Source organism: Prevotella heparinolytica, from assembly GCF_002998535.1.
GTDB lineage: Bacteria > Bacteroidota > Bacteroidia > Bacteroidales > Bacteroidaceae > Bacteroides > Bacteroides heparinolyticus.
This window is the reverse complement of sequence record NZ_CP027234.1, coordinates 3,305,627-3,331,008: the sequence shown is the minus strand read 5'-3', so window position 1 is coordinate 3,331,008 and position 25,382 is coordinate 3,305,627. Positions and strand designations below refer to the sequence as shown.

Annotated in this window: 21 protein-coding genes; 8 read left to right on the top strand and 13 right to left on the bottom strand. The window is 54.1% G+C overall.

All coding sequences use genetic code 11. The annotated features are described in order from the left end of the window. Window positions 1–407 precede the first annotated feature (407 nt). On the top strand, window positions 408–1,082 hold the full coding sequence (locus C3V43_RS13425; RefSeq protein WP_106070195.1) for an OmpA family protein: 675 nt from the start codon (window positions 408–410) through the stop codon (window positions 1,080–1,082). Between the two features lie 229 nt (window positions 1,083–1,311). Beyond that, window positions 1,312–2,028, top strand: a complete 717-nt coding sequence (gene mtgA / locus C3V43_RS13420) for a monofunctional biosynthetic peptidoglycan transglycosylase (RefSeq protein WP_106070603.1) — start codon at window positions 1,312–1,314, stop codon at window positions 2,026–2,028. A gap of 152 nt (window positions 2,029–2,180) precedes the next feature. On the opposite strand, the gene C3V43_RS13415 is transcribed toward mtgA, so the two are convergent. Genes C3V43_RS13415 through C3V43_RS13405 form a run of 3 tightly spaced genes read right to left on the bottom strand, consistent with a single transcriptional unit; the run spans window position 2,181 to window position 5,207 of the window. After that, complete coding sequence (locus C3V43_RS13415; protein ID WP_106070194.1) at window positions 2,181–3,329, bottom strand: cytochrome d ubiquinol oxidase subunit II; 1,149 nt, start codon at window positions 3,327–3,329, stop codon at window positions 2,181–2,183. A 47-nt stretch (window positions 3,330–3,376) separates the two neighbouring features. Then, window positions 3,377–4,933 (bottom strand): cytochrome ubiquinol oxidase subunit I, encoded by a 1,557-nt coding sequence (locus tag C3V43_RS13410; RefSeq protein ID WP_106070193.1) that lies wholly within the window; start codon window positions 4,931–4,933, stop codon window positions 3,377–3,379. A 49-nt stretch (window positions 4,934–4,982) separates the two neighbouring features. Further along, complete coding sequence (locus C3V43_RS13405) at window positions 4,983–5,207, bottom strand: DUF4492 domain-containing protein (protein WP_106070192.1); 225 nt, start codon at window positions 5,205–5,207, stop codon at window positions 4,983–4,985. Window positions 5,208–5,413: 206 nt separating this feature from the next. Between C3V43_RS13405 and C3V43_RS13400 the strand changes: the two genes are divergently transcribed. From C3V43_RS13400 to C3V43_RS13375, 6 genes are all read left to right on the top strand, one after another. Then, window positions 5,414–6,820 carry a TolC family protein gene (locus C3V43_RS13400; protein WP_106070191.1) on the top strand — a complete coding sequence of 469 codons (1,407 nt, stop codon included), beginning with the start codon at window positions 5,414–5,416 and terminating at the stop codon, window positions 6,818–6,820. Window positions 6,821–6,842: 22 nt separating this feature from the next. Continuing rightward, a complete protein-coding gene (locus tag C3V43_RS13395; protein WP_106070190.1) occupies window positions 6,843–8,057 on the top strand; it encodes an efflux RND transporter periplasmic adaptor subunit in 1,215 nt (404 codons plus the stop codon). 267 nt (window positions 8,058–8,324) lie between these two features. Then, window positions 8,325–9,071, top strand: a complete 747-nt coding sequence (locus tag C3V43_RS13390) for an ABC transporter ATP-binding protein (protein ID WP_174704390.1) — start codon at window positions 8,325–8,327, stop codon at window positions 9,069–9,071. Next, a complete protein-coding gene (locus C3V43_RS13385) occupies window positions 9,068–10,285 on the top strand; it encodes an ABC transporter permease (protein ID WP_106070188.1) in 1,218 nt (405 codons plus the stop codon). Before C3V43_RS13390 ends, C3V43_RS13385 begins: the two co-directional genes overlap by 4 nt. A gap of 51 nt (window positions 10,286–10,336) precedes the next feature. Beyond that, complete coding sequence (locus C3V43_RS13380; RefSeq protein ID WP_106070187.1) at window positions 10,337–11,404, top strand: sensor histidine kinase; 1,068 nt, start codon at window positions 10,337–10,339, stop codon at window positions 11,402–11,404. A 13-nt stretch (window positions 11,405–11,417) separates the two neighbouring features. Continuing rightward, window positions 11,418–12,122, top strand: a complete 705-nt coding sequence (locus C3V43_RS13375) for a LytR/AlgR family response regulator transcription factor (protein ID WP_106070186.1) — start codon at window positions 11,418–11,420, stop codon at window positions 12,120–12,122. 284 nt (window positions 12,123–12,406) lie between these two features. On the opposite strand, the gene pgl is transcribed toward C3V43_RS13375, so the two are convergent. The 10 genes from pgl to C3V43_RS13320 form a co-directional block, all read right to left on the bottom strand. Then, the gene (gene pgl, locus C3V43_RS13370; RefSeq protein WP_106070185.1) at window positions 12,407–13,111 is read right to left on the bottom strand and encodes a 6-phosphogluconolactonase; all 705 of its coding nucleotides are present in this window, start codon (window positions 13,109–13,111) and stop codon (window positions 12,407–12,409) included. Further along, window positions 13,108–14,604 (bottom strand): glucose-6-phosphate dehydrogenase, encoded by a 1,497-nt coding sequence (gene zwf / locus C3V43_RS13365; protein WP_106070184.1) that lies wholly within the window; start codon window positions 14,602–14,604, stop codon window positions 13,108–13,110. Before zwf ends, pgl begins: the two co-directional genes overlap by 4 nt. 15 nt (window positions 14,605–14,619) lie before the next feature. Next, entirely contained in the window at window positions 14,620–16,095 is a 1,476-nt protein-coding gene (gene gnd / locus C3V43_RS13360) for a decarboxylating NADP(+)-dependent phosphogluconate dehydrogenase (protein ID WP_106070183.1), read from the bottom strand. 89 nt (window positions 16,096–16,184) lie between these two features. Continuing rightward, a complete protein-coding gene (locus tag C3V43_RS13355; protein WP_106070182.1) occupies window positions 16,185–16,463 on the bottom strand; it encodes a hypothetical protein in 279 nt (92 codons plus the stop codon). Window positions 16,464–16,676: 213 nt separating this feature from the next. After that, window positions 16,677–17,225, bottom strand: coding sequence for an HU family DNA-binding protein (locus tag C3V43_RS13350; RefSeq protein ID WP_106070181.1), 549 nt, complete (start codon window positions 17,223–17,225; stop codon window positions 16,677–16,679). A 370-nt stretch (window positions 17,226–17,595) separates the two neighbouring features. Continuing rightward, entirely contained in the window at window positions 17,596–20,301 is a 2,706-nt protein-coding gene (locus tag C3V43_RS13345; RefSeq protein ID WP_129588766.1) for a fimbrillin family protein, read from the bottom strand. A 126-nt stretch (window positions 20,302–20,427) separates the two neighbouring features. Then, window positions 20,428–21,525 carry a fimbrillin family protein gene (locus C3V43_RS13340; protein WP_106068836.1) on the bottom strand — a complete coding sequence of 366 codons (1,098 nt, stop codon included), beginning with the start codon at window positions 21,523–21,525 and terminating at the stop codon, window positions 20,428–20,430. 193 nt (window positions 21,526–21,718) lie between these two features. Then, window positions 21,719–22,669, bottom strand: coding sequence for a DUF5119 domain-containing protein (locus C3V43_RS13335; RefSeq protein ID WP_164996254.1), 951 nt, complete (start codon window positions 22,667–22,669; stop codon window positions 21,719–21,721). A gap of 52 nt (window positions 22,670–22,721) precedes the next feature. After that, the gene (locus tag C3V43_RS13330) at window positions 22,722–23,948 is read right to left on the bottom strand and encodes a DUF3575 domain-containing protein (RefSeq protein WP_106070178.1); all 1,227 of its coding nucleotides are present in this window, start codon (window positions 23,946–23,948) and stop codon (window positions 22,722–22,724) included. Window positions 23,949–24,316: 368 nt separating this feature from the next. Then, on the bottom strand, window positions 24,317–25,351 hold the full coding sequence (locus C3V43_RS13320) for a tyrosine-type recombinase/integrase (protein WP_106070176.1): 1,035 nt from the start codon (window positions 25,349–25,351) through the stop codon (window positions 24,317–24,319). Window positions 25,352–25,382 lie beyond the last annotated feature (31 nt).

The window sequence follows — 25,382 nt, the reverse complement described above, 5'->3', positions numbered from 1 at the left end:
TTTTATAACACAAAGAACTACAATGTTTTACACTTGTACAAGCATCGCCTCACGCTTGTACAAGCGTACCCCCTCACTTGCACCATCGTAAGCCTGCACTTGTACAAGCGTAAGCTTACACATGTAGATTCGTGCCTCTGCTACCGGCTGAAAGAATCAGGAAGAACGTACCGGCTTTACCCATCGACAAGAAAAATATCAAAAAATACGACTAAAAAAAACATCCTTAGGGTAAAGATTGTTATTATTATATCTAAATTTGCACGATTTCAGAGCCGGTCCGGTTGTTGTCCGATTCATTTATGAGCTTTTTTGGGAAATCAAAGAGAAGCCGGGATATAACTCACAGACGGAAACGGACTCTTAAAACACTATTAACACCAATTTTATTAAAGAAAGAAGAGAGTATGAAGAAAATGAAATTTACAGCATTGCTGCTGTGTGGTACCATACTGCTGGGCAGTTGCGGTACAATGAACAACACTACAAAAGGAGGTATTATCGGCGGAGGTTCCGGCGCAGCCGCAGGTGCCATCATTGGTGGGCTGATAGGTAAAGGCAAAGGCGCCGCCATCGGTGCTGCCATCGGTGCTGCCGTAGGTACGGGAGCGGGTGTTGCCATCGGCCATAAAATGGACAAGAAGGCTGCCGAAGCAGCTAAAATTGAAGGCGCACAAGTAGAACAAGTGACCGATGCAAATGGTTTGCCGGCCGTAAAGGTTGCTTTTGATGCAGGCATCTTGTTCGGCTTCAACTCTTCAGCTCTGAGCAATGACGCAAAAGCTTCTTTGCGCGACCTTGCACAGATTCTGAAAGACGACCCGACAACGGACATCGCCATCATCGGTCATACCGACAAAGTAGGTACTTACGAAGCCAACGTCAAGGTATCGAAGAACCGTGCTTATGCTGTCGAAAACTACCTGCAAAGCTGCGGCGTTTCTTCGGCTCAGTTCAAAAAAGTGGAAGGTGTCGCCTATGACCAATACGACGAAAGCAAAACTGCTGCTCAAAACCGTCGCGTAGAAGTGTACATGTATGCCAGTGAGCAGATGATTAAAAATGCCGAGGCATCTAACTAAAACCTAAAGTAAGTCCACACAAAGAGCCGACTCAAGCTCAAAACCATAAAAAACAGATTCTTGGTGGATATTAAAGAAAAAAAGTCATTAGATGAAAGCCCCCACGTTCGGTATTCCGGAATTTGCTTGGAGATACCCGTGCGTGAGGGCTTTATACAATCAGGACAACGCCGGAAGTTCTGTCAGCGTTTCTCTTCATGGAGGCAAATCGAAAGTAAGTATCTGTTTTATGAAGCTTCGTAAACCTTTGCGTATTCTGCGCAACATTATACTCTTTTTTTTCATTTCCACCTTCGCTACGGCAGTGCTTTACCGCTTTCTACCGGTCTACGTCACTCCTTTGATGGTGATTCGCAGTGTGCAGCAACTATCCAAAGGAGAAAAACCGCTTTGGCACCACACATGGGTATCGTTCGATAAGATTTCACCCCACCTGCCTATGGCGGTTATAGCCTCGGAAGACAACCGCTTCGCCACGCACAACGGGTTCGACTTTACGGAGATAAAGAAAGCCATGAAAGAAGCCGAGAAAGGGAGAAGAAGACGGGGAGCCAGTACCATCAGCCAGCAGACGGCAAAGAATGTATTCCTATGGCCTAAATCCTCATGGCTGCGCAAAGGATTCGAGGTTTATTTCACGTGTCTGATAGAACTATGCTGGTCTAAAGAGCGTATAATGGAGGTATATCTCAATTCCATCGAGATGGGAAAAGGCATCTACGGAGCACAGGCAGCGGCAAAGTACAAATTCAACACCACAGCCGCCAAACTATCGGCGGGACAATGTGCCTTGATAGCAGCCACACTGCCCAATCCGATACGTTTTGATTCGGCACGCCCTTCGGCTTACATCAAAAAAAGGCAAGGGCAAATTCTGCGCCTGATGAAATTAGTGCCGAAATTCCCTCCGGCGGAGAAGAAGGAAGAAAAGATAAAAAAGAAATAGAGAGTATCTTCACACTCATTTGCAGAAATACATCCACTCCCCCTATCTCATTATCCGCCAAAATGAAACTGCCGGCTCCAACAGTACGAAACCGATGGGGCCGGCAGACTAAGATTGCATAAAGAAGCAATGCAGCATCTGTCGCTGCAAACTCAATAGGTATGCTCTCCCTCCTTCATTTCCTTTGCATCGATTTTGCGAATATCGATGCTGCGCCACGCATAGAAAATATAGGCAAGAACGAAGGGAACAAGAATAGAGACGTACGCCATCACCTTCAGGGTGAACAAGCTGGAACAACTGTTGGCAATGGTCAACGAACTCTGCAAATCATGAGTGGAAGGATAGTAGGCCGTATTATTATAGCCCGCCACAAGCAAAAGAGGCAGAACAGTGAGCACTGTACCCACACCGGCAAACCAAATGCCCTTATCAAATGCAGGTTTCCACAACGTGCGGATAATGCCCCAAAGCACGGCAAGTACGCCCACGAGAAATACAAGCAATACAACAGGCATTTCGAGGAAGTTGGTCAGATACTTATAGGGTGCCATAAACACCTCTCCCGTTTCCGGACGGACAGCATAGCCGTCGGCCACCAACGTGCGGATGACGAATGCCAAGAAGAACAGCAGGAAGAGTCCCGTATTTCCCCAAAGCGAACGACGGCAACGGCTCACCAGATTCTCATCGTTGATGTTATTGATGAAATAGAGCGTACCCAGAATGCGCGACAGGAAAAACACAGCCAGCCCCAACACCACATTCCACGGGTTGAGCAGTGCATCCAGCCCGTGTCCGGCATTGGCCCACCGGCTGATGACCGGCATTGCCGCATCTGCCATGTTTCCTTTATTAATGTAGAATTCTGAACCGGTGAAGAATGTAGCCACCGCACCGCCCAGCAACACCGGCCCTACAACTCCGTTTATCACCAAGAAAGTACGATACGTGGTCTTTCCCAACAGATTTCCCGCCTTGGACTGGAACTCATAGCTGACAGCCTGCAATACAAAACTGAACAGAATAATCATCCATAACCAATATGCACCGCCGAAACTGGTGCTGTAAAACAGCGGAAACGAAGCAAAAAACGCGCCGCCAAACGTAACCAGTGTAGTAAATGTGAACTCCCACTTGCGTCCCGTGGAGTTTATCATCATCTTTTTCTGCTCCTCCGTTTTGCCCAAGCAGAACAAAAGAGAATTACCTCCCTGCACAAACAGCAGGAATACCAGAATAGCTCCCAACAAGGATACTACAAACCACCAATAGTGCTGAAGAAATATATAAGTGTCCATTGATATTCTAAATTTATATTTTACGATTTATTATAAGCCCTCACTATTCATCGTTCATTATTATCGGGTCCTTTGCGGATGGCCTTCAGCATAATGCCGACTTCAGCAATCAACATGATTGTGAAGAGCACAAGGAAGATAAAGAACGTGGTTTGCACGGAGCTGACATCCAGCTTGGAGACAGCGGCACTTGTAGGCAACATGTCCTGTATGGCCCACGGCTGACGTCCGCACTCGGCCACCGCCCATCCCGCCTGTCCGGCAAGATATCCTAAAGGAATAGTCAGTATAGCCACCCAATGCATCCAACGCATCTGCGACAAATCCTTCTTGTAGGCCAAGAACAATATCAGGATAAAGAAAAGAATGAAATACGCACCCAAAATCACCATCAAGCGGAACATATAGAATGTCAGAGGTACATTCGGCACCAAGTCGTTCACATTCTTAATATAACCATAGCCGAAATAGGCCACATTCTCTTTCAGCACCCGTGCAGCCTCTTCCGCCTCTGCTGCATTGCCCGCAGCCTTGGCTGCACGATAAGCGGCAAATGCTCCGATAGCCGTCTTTCCCTTTTCAATCTTCTCCTCCGCCGAAAGAGCCACCGTGCCATCCTGTTGCAGATAACCGCCTTTCAGCAAATCGTTGATACCCGGAACAAATGCGTCCATCTTGCGTTCGGCAAGCAATGACAACATTTTGGGTATTTCCACACGGAAGAGGAATGGATCCACCCCGTCCTGCGGCGTTTTCTTATCGGGATTCAACAGGCCGAAAGCCACCAAACCGGCCCCATGCTGCCCATCATAGTAGCCTTCCATGGCAGCCAGTTTCATCGGTTGCTTCTGAGCCACCTGATAACCGGAGCCGTCGCCCGTCCATGCAGACAAAACAGCAGACACCAAACCTACCCACGCGGCAATCTTGATACTTGCCAAAGCAAACTTCTTATCACGCTTCTTCAACAAATACCAACAGCTTACGCCAACCACAAATACAGCCGCCAGCACCCAGCCGGACAATATACTATGGAAGAACTTATTCACAGCCATCGGTGAAGTGGCCACAGCCCAGAAATCCACCATCTCGTTGCGGGCCGTATCGGGATTAAATTCCATACCCACAGGATTCTGCATCCATGCATTCGCAACCAAAATCCACCAAGCAGAAATCGTCGCTCCCAATCCCGTGAGCCAAGTAGAAGCCAAGTGGAAACGCTTGCTCACCTTATCCCATCCAAAAAACATGACCGCAATGAATGTTGCCTCCATAAAAAAGGCCAGAATACCCTCGATGGCAAGCGGTGCACCGAAAATATCGCCCACAAACCAACTGTAATTGCTCCAGTTCGTCCCGAACTCGAATTCCAGAATCAACCCCGTAGCCACACCCACGGCAAAGTTGATACCAAAGATTTTCATCCAGAACTTGGCGGTACGCTTCCAAAACTCATCGCCCGTACGGTAATAGGCCGTCTCCATAATGCCCATGATTACGGCCAATCCGAGGGTCAAGGGCACAAAAATCCAGTGGTAGATGGCTGTCAGGGCAAACTGCGCCCTCGACCAGTCAATCAGAGAAGAGTCAATGTGTTCAAACATAAAAGTAAAAGATTTATGATTTATAAATAATAATGAATTAAAGTGTTAGTCAATTGGCTTCAATACTTCTATGAATAAGTTCCCGACTGACATAGTCTTCTTTGTCATCACCCACCACAAGCGTATTCAAAAATCTCGGAAAAAAGAAAAGACGGAGAACAAAAAACATAATGAAAAGTTTCACCAGAATAATAAGCCATAAAGTGCGCCCCAATGTTATGCTCCGGAAGCCTTCCAGATAAAAGCGCCAAATGTTTACCACAGTCTGTTTCATCAGATATAGATTTATAATGATTACAAATATAAAATACTTTTATGACACAGGCAAACAAAAGACAAAAAAATATTTGATGGATAAACAAAATCATAGGCACAAAACAGTATTTCGGCGACAAAAAACGCCTTGATATCTATCTCTTTTGCATCCCTTATCCGGCTGCCCTAACTTTGCAAACATAAAAACATAGAATACCTAAAGATATGATGAACGTAAAAAGATTGACAGTGATAACACTCTGCATGGCAAGTTGCATAGGACTTTCGGCACAGGCCGACAGTTCCGTGCAACAAGCCGCGGCAGAAAATACCCGGCAAACTGCCGACACTCTACCCGCCCAATGGAACTTGCAAGCTTGCATTGACTATGCTTTGCAGCAAAACATCACCATCAAGAAGAACCGCCTCAACGCCGCAAGTGCCCGTGTGGATGTGAAGACGGCCAAAGCCGCCCTCTTCCCCAACCTATCGGCCAGTGTAAGCCAGCGCATCGTGAACCGCCCCAACAGTGAGACAAACACCATTATCGCCGGCGACAACATCACCAGCAGCCAGAGCAAAACGTCATACAACGGGAGCTATGGCATCGACGCCAATTGGACCCTCTACAACGGTGGAAAGAACCTCAACACCATCAAGCAGCAACAACTGAACAGCCGCATCGCCGAGCTCAACGTGACTGAAAGCGAAAACAGCGTCGAAGAGAACATCGCACAAACATACATACAAATACTATACGCAACCGAAGCCGTAAAAATCTGCGAGTCGACACTGAAAGTGAGTCAAGCCGAATGCGACCGCGCCCGCCTGCTTCTCGAAGCAGGAAGCATCGCCAAAAGCGACCTCGCACAACTGGAAGCACAAGTCAGTACAGACAAATATCAATTGGTTGCGGCACAAGCCACCTTGCAGGATTACAGGCTTCAACTGAAACAGCTTCTCGAACTGGACGGAGAACAGGAAATGGAACTATACATCCCGGCTCTTAACGACGAAAATGTACTCTCTCCTCTGCCCGACAAGACAGATGTTTATCGTTCGGCACTCATTTTCAGACCCGAAATAGAAGCCGGCAAGCTGAATGTGCAAGCTTCCGACCTGAACATCAAGATTGCCCGTTCGGGCTATTTGCCCACATTGAGCCTGACTGCCGGCATCGGAACCAGCCATGCCAATGGCAGTGACTTTACTTTCAGCGAGCAAATCAAGCAGAACTGGAACAACCCATTAGGATTCACCATCAGCGTACCCATCTTCAGCAACCGACAGACCAAAAGCGCGGTAGAAAAAGCCAAGATTCAGAAGCAAACCAGCGAGCTGGATTTGCTGGACGAGCAAAAAACGCTGTACAAAACCATCGAAAGCCTCTGGCTCGACGCAAACAATGCACAGCAACGGTATGCTGCCGCAGTAGAGAAGTTGAAAAGCAGCCGGACGAGCTACGAATTGATACAGGAACAATTCAACGCAGGCATGAAGAATACCGTGGAGCTGCTGACGGAGAAAAACAACCTGCTCAGCGCACAGCAGGAGATGCTACAAGCCAAATACATGGCGATACTGAACATGCAATTGCTGAAATTCTATCAAGGTGAACAGATAGCTATATAAGAAACTAATAATAAGGAAAGATATGAATAAGAAGAAAATCATTCTCATCAGCATAGCTGCCTTATTGGCAGTGGGTGCAGGATGCTGGCTTTTCGGCGAATCCAAAGCCAATCATAAGGTAGTGTACGAGACGGCAACCGTGACCAAAGGAGAGATTTCAGAATCCATAACCGCCACCGGAACCATTGAACCGGTGACTGAGGTAACCGTAGGTACGCAGGTCAGCGGCATTATCGACAAAATTTATGTGGACTATAACTCCACAGTGACCAAAGGCCAACTGATAGCCGAGATGGATCGCGTGACGCTGCAAAGCGAACTTGCCTCGCAGCGTGCCGCCTACAATGGAGCAAAAGCCGAATACGAATATCAGAAAAAGAATTACGAGCGCAACAAAGGTTTGCACGAAAAGCAACTCATCAGCGACGTGGATTACGAACAGGCTGTGTATGGCTACGAAAAGGCCAAGAGCAGCTTCGAGAGCAGCCGGGCTTCGCTGGCAAAGGCGGAGCGCAACCTCTCATACGCCACCATCACCTCTCCCATCGACGGTGTGGTGACAAGCCGCAGCGTGGAGGAGGGGCAGACCGTAGCTTCGGGATTCTCCACCCCGACACTCTTCACCATTGCCGCCGACCTGACGCAGATGCAGGTGGTGACCGATGTGGACGAGGCCGACATTGCCGGCATAGAGGAGGGGCAGCGTGCCACGTTCACCGTAGACGCTTATCCGAACGATACGTTCGAGGGCGTGGTGACGCAAATCCGCTTAGGACAAGCCGGTTCGAGCAGCTCGAGCAGTTCTACAACTTCGTCGGCCACGGTGGTGACGTACGAAGTGGTGATTTCCGCCCACAATCCCGACCTGAAGCTGAAGCCGCGCCTGACGGCCAACGTCACCATCTATACGCTCGACCGCAAAAACGTGCTCTGCGTCCCCGCCCGTGCACTGCGCTTCACCCCGGAGAAACCGCTTATCGGCGACAAAGACGTGGTGAAGGATTGCGAAAGCGAACATAAACTCTGGACGCGCGAAGGCAACACCTTCACCGCCCATCCCGTAGAAATCGGCATCTCGAACGGAATCAGCACGGAAATCATCGGCGGCGTAGACGAAGGAACCGTCGTCATAACAGAAGCCGCCGTCGGCGGAAGAGCGGGAGGAAACAGCGTGCCTGACAGCTCGCAGCAGGCAAACAGGGAACAGAGTCCGTTCATGCCGGGCAGAAGGAGATAGCCTCTTGCCCTTCGCGCAGTAAGACTATCGATGCTGCCGTAGTTACAGTACGGCAACAATCGAACTTACAGTACGGCAACAATCGAACTTACAGTACGGCAACAGTCGAACTTACAGTACGACAACAGCCGAACTTACAGTACGGCAACAGCCGAAGTTACAGTACGGCTGCGGTCGAGGTTACACTGCCTTCTGTATCATCATAAAGTATAAACTAAAAACGCCCCGCCTCCCTGCGAGGAGAGGGAGGCGGGAGAGAGGTTAATCATGAAAACAGTCATCGAACTTCAGAACATCAAACGAAACTTCCGGGTAGGAGACGAAACGGTACATGCCTTGCGCGGTGTTTCGTTCTCCATCACCGAAGGAGAGTTCGTCACCATCATGGGTACATCGGGTTCGGGCAAGTCGACCCTGCTGAATACATTGGGCTGCCTCGACACCCCTACCGGTGGAGAATACCTGTTGGACGGTATATCCGTTCGCAGCATGTCGAAACCACAGCGCGCCGTACTGCGTAACCGTAAAATCGGCTTCGTGTTCCAGAACTACAACCTGCTGCCCAAAACGACGGCCGTTGAAAACGTGGAACTCCCACTGATGTACAACTCCTCCGTTTCGGCAACCGAAAGGCGGAAGCGTGCCATCGAAGCCCTGCAAGCCGTAGGGCTGGGCGACCGTCTGGAACACAAGTCCAACCAGATGTCGGGCGGACAGATGCAACGTGTAGCCATTGCACGGGCTTTGGTGAACAACCCGGCCGTGATACTGGCAGACGAAGCTACGGGTAATTTGGACACACGTACTTCGTTCGAAATTCTGGTGCTTTTCCAAAAGCTGCATGCCGAAGGGCGTACCATCATCTTCGTGACGCACAATCCTGAGATAGCCCAATACAGCAGCCGCAACATCGTGTTGCGCGACGGACAGGTAAAAGACGATACCATCAATACCAACATTCTCAATGCCGCCCAAGCGCTGGCGGCATTGCCTAAACAGGAGGAAGACAAATGAACGGAACAAACCTTTTCAAAATAGCATTGCGCGCACTGAACAACAACAAACTGCGGGCTTTCCTCACCATGCTGGGCATCATCATCGGCGTGGCGTCAGTCATCACCATGCTTGCCATCGGACAAGGGTCGAAAAAAAGCATTCAGGCCCAGATAGCCGAAATGGGTTCCAACATGATAATGATTCATCCGGGAGCCGATACACGCGGAGGCGTACGCCAAGACCCCAGCGCCATGCAGACACTGAAAATGGCCGACTATGAGGCGCTGCGCGACGAGACAAGCTTTCTGTCGGCCATCAGCCCCAGCGTCTCCTCATCGGGACAGCTCATTGCCGGCAACAACAACTATCCTTCTTCCGTAAGCGGTGTAGGGACGGAATATCTCGAAATCCGTCAGCTGTCGATAGAAAATGGCGAAATGTTCGACGAAAGCGACATACAGACTTCCGCCAAGGTCTGCGTCATCGGTAAGACGATAGTAGACAATCTCTTCCCCGGCGAAGACCCGATAGGGAAAATCATCCGGTTCAACCAAGTGCCGTTTCGCGTGGTAGGGGTGCTGAAGTCCAAAGGATACAACTCCATGGGGATGGATCAGGATGACGTCGTGCTGGCCCCCTACACCACCGTAATGAAGCGACTGCTGGCACAGACCTACCTCAGCGGCATCTTCGCTTCTGCCCTCAGCGAAGACATGACGGACAATGCCACCGAGGAAATCACCGGAATTCTGCGGAGAAACCACAAGCTGAAAGACGGCGATGACGACGACTTCACCATCCGCAGCCAGCAAGAGCTCAGCACGATGCTGAATTCCACCACCGACCTGATGACCACACTGCTTGCCTGCATTGCCGGCATATCGCTCGTGGTGGGCGGCATCGGCATCATGAACATCATGTACGTGTCGGTCACCGAACGCACCCGCGAGATAGGCCTGCGCATGAGCGTAGGTGCTCGCGGCATCGACATCCTGAGCCAGTTTCTTATCGAAGCCATCCTCATCAGCATCACCGGAGGCGTCATCGGCGTGGTCATCGGTTGCGGCGCAAGCTGGGTCGTGAAAAGCGCGGCTCATTGGCCCATCTTCATCCAGCCATGGAGCGTATTCCTCTCTTTTGCCGTCTGCACTGTCACCGGTGTCTTCTTCGGCTGGTATCCCGCCAAGAAAGCCGCAGACTTGGATCCGATAGAAGCCATACGCTACGAATAATCAGGAATATAAGAAAGAGGATATCAAATAAAAATCTATCTTTGTCTCGTTATGAAACAATTATCCTACTCCCGCCCCCGCTTCATCGAAGCCCTGATACACATCATAGGCTGGGGAATCGTATTCGGTTTCCCCTTCCTGATGATGGCACGCAGCGGCTTCACCATAACATGGATTGACTATCTGCGTCATGGCAGCATAGTCCCCCTCTCTTTTCTCATCGTATTCTATGCAAACTACTTCTTCCTGATTCCCCGTTACTTGTTCGAGGGGAACATAAAGAAATATATTTTGCTGAATATGGCTTTGATAATAGCCGTTGCCGCAGGTGTCCATTTATGGCAGGAATATGCTTTCCAGACCCATTTGAGAGAAGGCGGCGAAAGAGGCGGAAGACACATGGGGCCTCCCAAATGGATATTCCTCCTGCGCGACATTTTTTCCATGATACTGACCGTCGGCCTAAGTGCCGCCATCAAAATGAGCAGCCGATGGAGGCAGATGGATGCCGCCCGCCGCGAAGCCGAGAAAAGCCGTGCGGAAGCCGAATTGAAAAACTTGCGCAACCAGCTCAACCCGCATTTTCTGCTCAATACGCTGAACAACATTTACGCTCTCATCGCCTTCGACACGGACAAAGCACAATCGGCCGTTCAGGAGCTGAGCCGCCTGCTTCGCCACGTGCTTTACGACAATCAGCAGAACTTCGTCACCCTCGACAAAGAGATGGACTTCATTCGCAACTACATTGCACTGATGCATATCCGCCTCTCCTCCAATGTCACCGTCGAGACCCGGATAGACATCCGTCCCGACAGCCGCACGGAAATAGCTCCGCTCATTTTCATATCTCTCATAGAGAATGCCTTTAAGCATGGCATCTCTCCCACCGAACCCAGTTTCATCCGCATCCGCTTCAGCGAAAGCCCCGAAGAGATACGTTGCGAAATCACCAACAGCCATCACCCCAAAAGTCAGGCTGACAAGAGCGGAAGCGGCATCGGGCTTGAGCAAGTGCTGAAACGTCTGGAACTCACCTACCCCGGCCGCTACGACTGGAAGCACGGGATAAGCGAGGACGGGAAAGAGTATTATTCCATTTTAGCGATAAAACCTTAATAAGCATAAGTATATGAAACTGAATTGTGCAATCGTCGACGACGAGCCTTTGGCATTGGGACTTCTGGAAAGCTACGTCGATAAAACGCCGTTTCTGGAGCTTGCGGGAAAATACTCCAGCGCGGTGCAAGCCATGAAGGAGTTGCCGGGCAAGCACGTCGACCTGCTTTTCCTCGACATCCAAATGCCCGAACTGAACGGACTGGAATTTTCCAGAATGATAGATTCCTCCACCCGTATCGTCTTCACCACGGCTTTCGGCCAGTACGCCATAGACGGCTATAAAGTGAATGCATTGGACTACTTGCTGAAACCCTTTTCGTATGTAGACTTCTTGCAGGCAGCCAACAAAGCCTTACAGTGGTTCGAGTTGCTGCAACAACCCAAAGAAGAGATTCAAAGCATCTTCGTAAAGAGCGACTACAAACTGGTGCAAATCGAACTGAACAAGATATTATACATCGAAGGGCTGAAGGACTACATCAAAATCTACGAAGAAGATTCTCCCAAGCCCATATTATCCTTAATGAGCATGAAGGCGATGGAAGACCTGCTGCCTTCGTCACGCTTTATGCGCGTCCACCGTTCTTATATTGTGCAAAAGGACAAGATACGCATAATAGACCGCGGGCGCATTGTATTCGGAAAGAATTACATCCCGGTAAGCGACAGTTACAAACAATCCTTTCAGGATTTTCTGGACCAGAGGAGTCAGTAGCCTGTCGGTGCGTCGATTAAAATAGAATAAATCGCTGATTTATTGCAAAATCCTATTGCATATTAGATAATGTTTCTATATCTTTGCGTCGAATAGATGGAGTTGTGAAACTCCCCAATAGAATAGTTTAGTTAAGTCTAGTTTAGTTTTTGTGTGAAGCACTTCCTCCGTAAGCGAACGTTGGAAGTGCTTTTGTTTCAGATGCAAAGACGGCTCACCCGAAATTGTGTCCCCGGATGAGCCGTTCAAAAAAAAACCAAAACAAATGCTTTTACCGTCCTGCCTTATTGTCCTGCTGCCTGCGTATCCAGAAACAGCTCCACATCTTCGGCATGATGCGCCACATAGGCTGCCGGTCCCGTATCGCCCGAATCGAGCATGTCGCGCACAACATCCGCTTTACTCTTGCCCGTGATAAGGAAGACAAGTCTTCGGGCGGCAAAGAGCGGGCTGCCGGTCATGGCTACGCGCTTCTGCCCGTTATAGGGGTTGACACTCGCTTCATAAGGATGCAAGGATGAGAGCAGATGCTCCTGCCCCGGAAAAATGGAGGAAGTATGCCCGTCGTCTCCCGCACCCAACAACACGACATCGAAAACGGGAACATCGACCCGCAACGGAACGGTACTACGAACCCGGACCGAATATGCTTCGGCTTCCTTCTCCGGACTGTTCGCTCCGCAGATGGGATAGACATACTCGCCGGGCATCTCCACTTTATCCAGCAGCAGACGGCGCATCGTGCCGTAATTACTTTCGCAGTCTTCGGCAGGCACGCACCGTTCGTCCACCCAATAGATGCGCATCCGTGTCCAAGGGGTCACCTCTTTATACTCGTTCGCCCAAATGTCGAACATCAGCGAGGGGGTGCTTCCTCCGCTGAATGCCAAATAGAACGTTCTGCCCGGCTCATCGTTCATCATCCCGACGAGGCTTCTGATTAGTGCATGGGCCGTTTCTATGGCCGTAGGATAGATATAACTTCTCATAACTCGCAATATTCATCTGTATTCGTCAGGTTCTTGCACGGATTTGTCCACTCGGCACCGTGTTCGTGCATCATGGCCTCGCTCTCCAGAGGTCCCCACGTACCTGCCGGATAGCCGTAGAGAGGGGCGTCGGCATGCTCTTTCCAGTAGCGCAACACCGGGTCGAAGAAGCGCCAGGAAGCCTCCACCGCATCGCTGCGGGTGAAGAGCGTGGCATCTCCGGCTATGCAATCCTCTATCAGGCGGGCGTATGCATCGCCTACGGGCAGTCCGCCCAACTTGTCGTAACTGAAGTCCATCATCACCTGTTTTACGTCGAAACCCGAACCGGGTGCCTTCATTCCGAACTTCAGGACAATGCCTTCGTTGGGTTGCAGGCGCAGAATCAGTTTATTGGCACGGGGACAGTTTCCTCCTTCGCAACGGAACATCCGGTGAGGCGTCTCGCGAAAGTGGACTACAATTTCCGATACCTTCGTCGGCATCTGCTTTCCGGTGCGGATGTAGAAAGGCACACCGCTCCACCGCCAGTTGTTGATGCCTATCTTCATGGCAATGTAAGTTTCCGTACGCGAGTCGGGCGCCACTCCCTTTTCCTCCCGATAACCCGCTTTAGAGCCGGAAGCCGTATATTGCCCGCGAACGATGTGTTCCTCCAAATCCTCTTCCGTAAGCGGTGCAAGCGATTCATACACCTTCACCACCTCGTTGCGGAAGTTATCGGCATTAAACACGGCGGGCGGTTCCATCGCCGTGAGGGCCACAAGCTGAGCAAGATGGTTCTGCACCATGTCGCGCAGCGCACCGGTATCTTCATAAAAGCCTCCCCGCCCTTCAATGCCCAGATTCTCCACTGCGGTGATTTCCACGTAATCGATGTAGTTGCGGTTCCAAAGCGGTTCGAAGATGCCGTTGGCAAAACGGAAAGCAAGAATGTTCTGCGCCGTCTCCTTGCCCAGAAAGTGATCGATGCGGTATATCTGGTGTTCTTGGAATACGGAAGCATACACCTCGTTCAGCTCGCGTGCCGAGTTCAAGTCATACCCGAAGGGCTTCTCTACGATGATGCGCGTGCGGGGACGATTCAGCCCCGCCGCTTTCAGGTGCAGAGGGATTACGCCGTACAGCGAGGGGGGCGTAGCCAGATAGAACAGCAGATTGTCCGGCCGCACTTCGCCGGAGATGGCCTCCAGGCGTTCGTTCAGCAGGCCATACTCCCCTGTTTCGGCGGGGTTCAGCGTCTGGTAGAACAGATGGTTGCAAAAGTCCGTCATCTGCTGCTCCACCTGTTCTGCTGCGGGTACAAACCGGTGCAGTTCGTTCAGGATGTATTCCCTGTAATAATTGTCAGTATAGCTTGTACGCCCTATGCCCAAAATGGAGAATCCCTCGGGCAGACGTCCGCCTTTATATAAGGTATAAAGCGCCGGCATCAACTTGCGTTTTGTCAAGTCGCCCGATGCTCCGAATATTATCATTATAAATCTGCTCATTGTCCGCTTTTTTATTTATGCACCATAGGTTCCCGATCTCGTATCTCCTCCTCTTCCGGTCCAGTTCTCATGGAAGAAGCGGCCGCGCGGTTCGTCTGTCCGCTCAAAGGTATGTGCGCCGAAGTAGTCGCGTTGCGCCTGAATCATATTGGCAGGCAGATGGGCCGATGTCAACGAGTAGAAATAGTTCAACGCCGATGAGAAAGCGGGCACAGGCAATTCTTCTCCGATGGCCTTCGCCACTAACCGCTTCCAGCCCGGGAGCAGCCGGTTCATCTCGTTCTTGAAGTAAGGAGCCAGCAACAAATGTCCGGGCTTGTCTGCCGTTTCAAAGGCGGCGGCTATGTCGTTCAGGAAGACGCTGCGTATGATGCAGCCTCCGCGCCACATGCGGGCCACGGACGCCGCATCGAGGTTCCAGCCGAACGTCTCGGAAGCGCGTTGCAGCACGGCGAAGCCCTGTGCATATGACACCAACTTCGAAGCATAGAGTGCGGCATAAAGTTCTTCCGTCAACTCCTCCTTATTATAAACCGCCTGCAAGCGTTCACGGGCATATTCTCCGGAAGCCTGTGTGCGCAGCTCCTTCGAGGCCGACAGGCTGCGCTCGAACACGGCCGTGGCAATCAGCCCCAAAGGCATGCCCAGTTCCATGGCGTTGATTACAGACCATTTGCCCGTACCTTTCTGCCCTGCGGCATCCAGAATCCTGTCCACCAGATACCCGCCCGTCTTGTCTTTGTGAGACAGAATTCCGGCGGTGATTTCGATGAGATAGCTGCGCAACTTGCCTTCATTCCAGCCGGCAAACACCTTGGCCATCTCCTCGTTAGGCAAATCCAGCAGCTTCTTCATCACCCAGTAGGCTTCGGATATGAGCTGCATGTCTCCGTATTCTATGCCGTTGTGTATCATTTTCACAAAATGCCCCGAACCTGCCGGGCCCACCCAGTCGCAACACGGCGTACCGTCAGGCGCTTTGGCAGCTATGCTTTGCAGCACGGGCTTCACTTCCGGCCATGCGCTTTCCGAGCCTCCCGGCATAATGGAAGCGCCGTTCAGCGCCCCCTCTTCTCCGCCCGACACGCCGGCACCCACAAAGCGGAAGCCTTTCTTCTCGGCCAGCAGCACACGGCGCCCCGTGTCTTCGTAGTTCGAGTTGCCGCCGTCAATCAGGATATCCCCTTCCGCAAGATGGGGGAAAAGCTGTTCCATCAGTTCGTCCACCGCACTGCCGGCACGAACCATCATCATTATTTTGCGGGGAGTGCCGATGGAAGCCACAAAATCGGCTATGTCCGTATATCCCCGTATGCTCTTTCCTTTGGCACGGCCGTTCATAAAACGTTCCACCACGCCTTCCTCCACTCCGCGAACCGTACGGTTGTAGACCGATACTTCCCATCCTTTGCCCGCCATGTTGAGGGCCAGATTCTCGCCCATCACGGCAAGCCCTATAAGTCCGATGTCTGATTTCCTTGAATTATCCATATACTTTTACTTGTAAACATTTTCTTTGCTATTGAAACAAAGAGTTTGCGGCATTTGTTCGTGCATGTATGGAAATTCGTGCCAAATCCCTAATCGCTATCCACCAGCCTCGCCGTCGCCTCCACCAACCGGTACTTGCGGCACACCTCGAGTATGATTTTCTGCGGGATGTCCGTCACCATCGGCCGTGTCTTTCCGTCTTCGCCGGTCATGTGCCGCAACGGCAGTTGCGGGTATATGGCGTGCAATATCAGGGCCGAGCGGTCGTAGGCCGTGAACGCCTCTCTCCTCATGTCGATGTTTATAAGGCAACTCTTGCGGAATTCCGCCGCTTCCTGCATCCTTTTGATGGTTCGATAAGATTTCATGGATAATAGTGGTTAGTGGGTGTCGTCAGGGTATAAGGATTGGAATTGAAGCATCGGCGGTATCAGTGTGGGGAAGAGGTTAAGGGCACGGGCCACATGGTCGTCATGAGTTCTCCTATTAAACGCGTCGTGTTTATTTCCCATATGGTTCCGTGCCCCATACCCTGATCCGGTGTTATTCTTTTCTAACGTCTGACCTCTTACGTCTAACGTCTAACCAAGCGGATTCTCTCCTTGGCCGCCCGAACCCGTACCGCCGCCCGAGCCGCTGCCGCCACCCGTGCCGCTGCCACTGCCGCCCGGTGCAGGCGTCGGTAGTCCTTTGGCTTTGCGATAATCGGCCAGCGAGGCGTAGCTTACTTTGTTTTCCAGCACGCCGCCCTCTTCGTAGCTAAGGCCGTGCAAGGTTCTTTCTTTCAGCTCCTTCGAGGGGGTGAAGACCACGCGGGGCGACTTGATCATCTTTTCCGGGCGGAAGTCGTCTACCTTCTCCACACCGTCGCTCTTGAAGGAGAGGCGGAACGAACCCAGACCGGGCACGTTCACCGTATGCCCTTGCTGCAACTGCTGCGGGATGAAGGCCGCCAGCAGCTCCATGGCGGCTTCCAGCTCGATGGCTGCCATGGTGGTGTTGGTTGTGGCGGCGCGGGTCAGCGCCTTTTGGGCCAACGGCTTCTCGCTGTTGGGGATGGCATACCACTTGGCGGGATCGTCTTTCTTCATCGGATTCTTCTTCTTCGTCAATTTATATTTTATACTCATGATAGTAATGTATTTAGTTGATAATTAAAAGGCTGACTCTCTGCCGGGAGGCCTCTCCGGTCATCTGTCGACGTGCCGCCCGGCCTTGTATATGCGACGTGCTCGGTCTCGTATATGCGACGTTGCTCATCTCGTATATGCAACGTGCCCGGTCTCGTATATGCGACGTGCTCAGTCTCGTATATGTGACGTCACTCGCCTCGTATATGCGAGGTTTCGCACCCCGTATATAGGGTGTTTCGCACCTTGCACAATCGTGCCCCTACCGGGCGGCGGACGGATGTGTCCTTGTTTCATAAACACGTGCTTTTAATCGGTTAATACTATGAATACGAAAGGTATGAAACCGACACGGTCGCTTCGCTCCCTTTTATTCTTGGGCCGCCCGCACCACGAAGCCGAAGCTGCGGCCGTAGCTGTACAGCGGGTACAGGATGCTCGAGTCGAAGTACAGGTGCCACCCGCAGTCCGTGCTGTACGGCCCTGCCGTCCAAATGTAGGCGTAGCTCCCCATGTAGACGGGCATTGCGGAATGGCCGTACCGAAACCCCGAAGCGGGGAAAAATATGGTCTCGGTCTTGCTTGAGTTGCAATAGAAGTTCCAACCTTTGTTCCAAGGTCCTTGCACATTGGACAGAGAGAAGCCGGTGTAGACATTGCTCGGAGGCATTTTGTAGCCTACAGGTGAAGGGTCGTAGATGGTCTTCACAACAGGGTTGTCGTTGGCTGTGTAGACGGTGTTGTCCGCACTCCAAAGGTTGGCGTATATATTGTCCATGCTACTATTAGTACAGAATGTATTAGGCTGGGTGATACCGGAAGTGATGCAGGCATTACCGGTAGAGAAGCTGCTTGTCGGAGGATACTCGTTGGTGTGGGTTGCCCCCGATGCATCGTACCAGGTCTTGTTGATGCTGTACGGGCTTCCGTTTGGATTCTTCAATGCCCCCACAAACGGGTCTTTACGTCCCCACTGGTAATAGGTATTATTGCCAATCTCTGTAATGGTATGCGCCTTCTGCTTCACGGTGATGGTCTGTTCGGCGGCAGAAGTGTATCCTGCCGTGGGCCGCTGTTTGAAGCGTACCTGCACCGTGCGTTCGGCGTAGATTTCCTTCTTCCCGTCGCACCAGCCGAGGTTGAAGGCCATAAGTTTATAATGTACACCCTGATAGTTGGTGATTTCCTTGTCGGGTGTGGTTGTCCCCGTTGTTCCGGGCTTGTAGTCCGTCACCCAGATGTGCCAGCTCCAAAGCACGGTGTTCGATGCGTTGCGCACTGCCACCACGGCGTTGCCCTGCCGGATGGTGGCCTGCCCCACGGTAAACTCGAGGAAGTGTCCGTCGGAAGAAAGGTCTATGTTCGTCACCAAGTCCTTCTCATCCTGCCAGATGAGCGTGCAGCTTGCTGGCACGCAACCCGTGTTGTTGTAGATATACGGGTCGGTAATCCCGTTACCGAGGTGGTTGATAAACGGATTCAGCACATTGCTTCCGCTTACCGTCGAGGTATATGCCGAGGTGTTCCATCCCGGATTCGGCCCTCCGGGCACCTTGACGTAATCCACGGCATTGCCGTAGACCAGCGGCAGGCGGTACGTTCCCGGCGCGTTCACTATGTAGCAGTTGGCGGTGCGCATCGGGGCAGTTCCTCCTTTAGTGGAAAGGTCGTAGCCGGCCACCTGTGCGGCGTTCTTCAACGCCTCGGTGTGCGTGGCAGGGGCGCTGTTCACCTGAGCCGCCACGGTGGCTGTATAGGAAGCCGCCGAAGTGCCTCCCGCTTCGTTTTCGGTGAATGCCGTCAGCCACTCCGGTTTGTTTTTATTCCAGGTTGCCCCGTCCGTTGAATACTCCACCTCCCAGGGGATGGGCACGACCTTGTCCACCCCTCCGCCCGATACCGTGGCGCAGCTCTTCACCGTGTAGCTATCGCTTCCTCCCCGATAGTCGTATTCCGCCGGAGCCGTCACCTCCAGCGTAGGGGTAATCACCATGCTTGTCACCGACACCTGATAGGTCACCGTCTTTCCCATTTCCCATTGGCTGCCTGCTATGGAGGCTTTCATCGTGCGCACGGCATTTGTCAGCCTGTCCGTGTACTTCACCTCCAGTTCCGCCCCCGCGGGCAGCTGTTGCGGAATCATCATGAACGTGGCCGCCGCAGGCGTTATCTCCGTGCCGGGTGTCTGGCTCTCGGGTATAGTGGCCGCAGGCGTCAGCGCCTGCGTAAAGTTCTTCCTGTCGGCATGGCCTTCCCATGCGCTCTCGCCTATGCGGTACGTGCCCTTGCCGTACACGCCCTTCAGCGTGACGTTCGTAATCGTCCCCGCAGGCAGGTCATTGCCCGTGACAAAGCGCACGGCCGTCAGCGCATGCTTAAAGGTAAGCAGGGCGGGCGTGCCTCCGCCGCCCGGCATCTCGTCGGTGGCGGCCGTCAGCAGGTCGGTCTGGCCGGCCACGTCGTCAGGAACGGTGTAGGTCAGCACAGGCGCACCTCCGGCGGTCTTGGCCGAGAGTGCCAGGCTCGATGCCGGCAGTGCGCTCTTGTAGGGAGCGTACGCAAAGAAGCGTATCTTCGAGCCCGGCCCCGGCCAGCGGCTGTCCGTAGTCCATCCGCCGGCTTTGCTCACCTCCGTGTCATACATGTAGTCGGGTGTCCGCGTGTCGTTCCACGCTTCCGCGGCGGGATATACGAAAGCGGACACGCCCATGGAGGCGTGCATGGTGGAAGCGTCTACCGGGGCGGCCTTCGTGGCGGGACGGCTTTCTGTAACGGAGACGCCGCCCGTTGTCACGTCCCCCGCAAGAGCGTTTTCCCCGTCCGTGACCATGCCCTCCCTCACCGTGGCGTGCAGGTAGAGCGGCGTTCCTCCCCCGGTCAGGGAGTCCTGCAGGGCAAACACCCGTGTCTCCGGCGGTGTTTCCCCTGCAGGCATCCCCAATGCCTCTACCTTGAATCCGATACTGCGCCCCGGATACGCGCCCCCCTCTTCGTGAGAGTCGTCGCAGGAGCAAACTCCGGCAGTCAGCAGGGCCAGTGCCCCGCCTGCCAATACTGACAATGTCACTCTTTGCATATAGATGTTGTTAGTGATTAGTGATGAATAGATGAATGATAAGTGGCGGGTAAACAGCGGCAAGCGCCTGGCGTGGAGTAAGTGTTGACCGCTGACAACAGCCAGGCACCTGCCGCTAATCACTGATTACATTCCTATCTCGGTGCTTCCCGCCGTCCAGTCTTCCACGGTCACGGTGAAGGTGATGGGGTTGCCCAGTACAGGGTCTCCGCCCGTTCCCGGATTCGGGTCGATGGTCGGGTCGCCGGGATTCACGGGGTCGGTGGGAATCGGATCGATGTTACCCGCGCCGCCGCCCGGAGAGCAGAAGTTCAGCGCGTAGATATACTTCTTCCCGGCTTCCCAGGCAGAGTCTATCTTCACGGCGGAGTAGCCGTACTTTCCTGAAGCGGGCGGATAAATCTGCGTACCGTTCTTCGTGATCTGGCAGAGCACGGCCAGATAGGCTCCGTTCGGAGAGGCGGCGCCGCTCCACGGCGTTAATGTCTGCGGAAGCAGCATGAAGTTCTCCGTTCCCGTGATGTTCTGCTCCGACGCCGTCAGGGTGACGGGGGCGGACAGGCGGGCCGAGAAGCTGGCGGGGGCGTTCGGCGCGTCCCATCCCGCCAGCGGGCCGGAAGCGGTCGTGGGCGAGGTGGGGAAGGTGAAGTTGGCCGCCGATTTCACCTGGCATACCTTCACTCCCTGCACCTTGATGGTGACGGTGGGGTCGGAGCACTTGGCCTTCACCTCTATCTGCGAGAGGATGTGCTTGAAGTTGAGTGCCACGCCCGATGCGGAGGTGGTGCGGCTGCCGGTGTTGTGGGCCACCACGATGTCCTTCTGATCAGAGACCTTCTGCGGTGTCACGTAGCTGAATATCTTCTGCGTGCCGCTGTTGATGTACACCGATGCGCCGGCAGGCAGGTTGGCCGGAGCGTAGGCGAAGAACTTCACCTCGTCGTTTCCGGGCCACGTCTGAGGATCGGTCATTTCCCATTTGCCGCCCGTCTGTCTCACCTCGGCGTTCTCGAAGAGGTTCGTTCCTCCCGAACTCTTGAATGCCGTCACCTTGAAGGGCGACAGGTTGGTCAGCGTGGTGACCGCCCCGCGGGTGGAAGCACCCAGCGTGGGATGGAAGTTGATGGATTCGCTGCGGTTCACAGCGTTCGTTTCGTCCTGCGAGCAGGAACTAAGGCCGATGAGGCCTGCTGCCAGAAGGCAGCCCACAAGTTTCTTTTTCATACTTGTTTTTGTTAGGATTAATAAAATTAGATTAAGAAAAAACACTGCCAGTTACCTGCCAGTTATATCATATATTCCACATATTCACTTTCACGTCATCATCCGCTTGTAAAACAGGGAATCCGCATCATCTCCGTCTGAAGAATCATCATCCGCGTTAAAAACACAATCCGCGGCATCCGCGCCCGAAAGGCTACAGGTCTATCGGCCGCGTCTCCGTGCTCCAGTCGTCCACTCCCGTCTGGAATCCTCCTCCTTCCTCCCCCGCGGGCGCGGGGATCGTCAGTCCGTCCAGCCGTATATGCACGTGCCGCCTGTCGGTCGCGCGGTTCACCTGTCCGCTCACGTCGAACGAAATGCGCCTGCAGCTGCCGTCGCGCAGGGTGACGCTGAGCGTCAGCCGGTGCGACGTGTCCTCCGCCTCGCTCACCCCGAAGCACAGCACCCGGCCCGTGAGCCGTGCCGTGCCCTCCTCGATGCCCGCTTCGAAGCGGAGGGACGAGCGTGAGGGGGAACGGTGCCCGGTTCCCGGGAACAGCGAGGCGGACATGCCTGAGAGCGAGAAGGCTGCGGAAGAGACACCCGCAAGGTTGCGCACGTTCACTATCTCTACGGTGTAGATGTAGCTCTGCTCCTCCGGACAGAGCACGAGCGGACTCTCCGGGGCCGGCAGCTCCGAGGGGACGGTGACGGTGAAGTCCGTGCCGCCCGTTCCCCAGAGCATGCCGGGAGAGGAGACCGCCGGCTCCTGTCCGTCCCCATCCTGCACGGGGAGAGGAGGCGCGCAGGCCTCGAAGCTCTCCGGGGTGTCCGTGCCGCGCAGGAGCGCGGACTCGCTGTCGTTGTTCAGGCAGAGCACGCGGTACGTGCCCGGCAGAAGTTCGGTCAGCCCTCCCTCACGGGGAAAGTCCCTGCGTAAAGGGCAGCCGGAGGAGGGGAAGAAATAGACGCTCATGCCCGTGGCCGACGCCCCGGGGGCGTTGCTCCAGTCAAAGATGACCCGCACCCGTACCGAAGAATCGGGGGCGAAGGCGAAGGGTTTATGGTCGCAGGAGGCGAGCAGCGAGGCGATGCCCGCCGCAAGCAGGATAATCACGGACGCCCCCAACAGGAAGGCGATGCCGTGCAGACGTTTTTTTCTCATGGATGTTCTCATGCTTCTCGTGGATGTTATTTCTGTCGTTCTCATGAATTTCTTATTTTCCGATTTGTGACCTGCGTTTCCCGTTGTAATTGTCATGTCCCAGCAGCCACACCAGCGACACCTCGGCTTTCGTGGGGCCGAACCAGCGGCGCTGCTTCGTGGCCTGCCACAGGTAGCCGCCGCCCTGTGGGATGTACTCGTAGTACTCGCCGCCCAGATAGCCGACGCCGATGCTGAAGTCGAGGTTCAGCCTGCGGCCGATGGGGGCGGAGTAGCCGTAGGCGATGCCGCCTCCGTAGCTCCAGCGGTCGCCCAGATAGCCCTTGCCGCCCCACTCGAGGTCGTAGGTAAGCAGCTGCCCGTACACCCCTATGTGGTGCCCCGTCAGCGGCTTGCGGCCGTAGCTCAGCCAGCGCCGCACCTCGAGGTCGCCGCCGTATATGCGGTGGTAGCGGTGGCGGCGGTCGCTCTTCAGCCACGTGTACATCCAGTTGCCGGCCACCGACCAGCCGCGGCCCACGTAGAACTCCAGCCCGAGGTTGGGCAGCACCACGGCGTCGTAGAGCAGGTTGGTCTTCACGGCCATGTAGAAAGGCCTGCGCTCCCGGGATGCGGATACGGGCTCCGCAGGTTCGGGGGGCAGGATGTAGACGGTGTCCTTAACGGCTTCCCGCACCTCCTCCGACTCGTACCACACGTGCAGGGTGGAGGCGCGAAGCTCGGGGAAGAAACGGCTCTCCATGTAGCGCCAGGCGTAGCCGCCGCCAAGCATGCCTAAGCGCCGTTTACGGCCGTCAGTCACTTGTCCGTCGCGCATGAGCCATTCGGGCGTGTGGCGCAGGATGTCGAGCACCTCGTGGCGGTAGGGCATGTACTCGTCGGAGAGCACGAGGCGTTCAAGCCCCTCCCAGTCGATGCCCTTGGGCACGGTCGAGAGCCAGCCGAACTCGTGCGGGAAATAGCCGGAGACCATCCGCCGTATGGCCTCGGCACGCCGCTCGGAGAGGCGTTGGTTAAGGGCGGTGCTCCCCTCGGGGGAGGCGCCGCCGGTGACGCGCAGGCCGCGGATGCGCCGCGAGGGGTCTTGAAGGAGGGTTCTGAAACGTTCGGTGAAGGCGCGCACGCGGGCGCCGTTCTCACGGAAATAGGGGTCGGGGCGCGATTCGCCCTGACGGAAATAGACGCGCACGGAGTCCGTGCCACGGCGGATGCCGGGATCCTGCGCACCGGAATGCCCGGAGAGGAGCAGCAGCAGGAGAAGGATAAAGGGTCTTTTCATCGCCTGTGAATAAGGGTTAATAATTGTGCCCGGGAGGATTGCCTCTTGCGAAGAGGTGGGAAGAGACGGGAAAAGGCGGAGGAAAGACAGGGCGGACGGATGCCCGGGCCTCCTTCGGACGCACAAGCGGAGTAAGGAAGTACGGAAGGAGCGGGGATACCCGGATGCGGGTATCTATGCGGGGAATATGCAGTTTTTTTTCAAAATAATTTGCTCGTTTGAAATAAAAGCCGTTAATTCGCAGTCGATTACAAAACCGGGTACACCTCTTCGCAAGAGGTATTCGTTCTGATTTCGTATGTACGACACACCTCTTCGCAAGAGGTGGCGTATAAAATACCGTCGGTACGGCGTACCCCTTCGCCGGCTCATGCCCGGATTCTTTCCAGCAGTTCGCGGTTGGCCTCCGCCAGCCGTTCGTCCTTTATCCCTTCGATGTATATGAGCGTGGTCTTGGTATCGGTATGCCCCAGCGCCTTGGAGATGACGGGCAGGCCCACGCCATGTTCGTAGGCGATGCTCGCCCACGAGTGACGCGCGACGTAGGAGGTGAGGTTCACCCCGATACCCGCCTGCCGGGCCAGCTGCTTCAACGAGCGGTTGTAGCGGTTCAGGGCGCAGGGATAGGAGACGGGGCATATCCGTCCGTCCTTCACCTTATATAATATAGGGAAGAGATAGTCGGTGCCCTCAGCCTTGTACCTGCCCAATATCTCGAGCATGCACTTTTCGAGTTTCACCCTCACCTGCCGTCCCGTCTTCCGGCGCCGGTAGGTAAGCACCCCGTCCTTTACCTGCCGCTTCCTCAAGTGCGCCAGGTCGGTGAAGGGCATGCCCATGGCGTAGAAGGAGAAGAGGAAGAGGTCGAGGGCGGAAGCACCCGGAGCCGGTGCGGCCTCTTTCTCCTTTCCTCCCCCGCAGGGAGGGGGAAAGGGGGTGAGGACCAGCCTGCGCATCTCCTCCGCCCCGATGCTACGCTTCACGGTGCGCTCGTTGCCCGTGAACAAGCCCTTGAACGGCGCCCTGTCCTTCACGAGCCGCTTTGCCGCCGCCTTGTTGTAGATGGCGCGCAGGGAGCGCATGTAGCACGAGGAGGTGTTGGGGCATACGCCACCTTCGCGAAGCCAACGCTCGTAGCGGCGCAGGGTCTCGGCATCGAGCGCCGAAAGCGGCACGTCCCTGCCGGAGTTGAAGCGGACGAACGAGCGCACCGCCGTGCGGTAGTTGTCGGCGGTGGAGCGGCTTAAGCCACGGGCTGCCACCCGGACGAAACCGGAAAGCGTGGGGACGGCGTTCCGCTCTTTACTTACGTTCCTTACTTTCTTTTCCTTTTCCCTTTTACTAATGGGACTTACTCTCCGGAGTCCGTCCGCCCTTCTGAAATAAGACAGAATACTGAACATCTTGTATTATGATTTATAGGGTTGATGAATT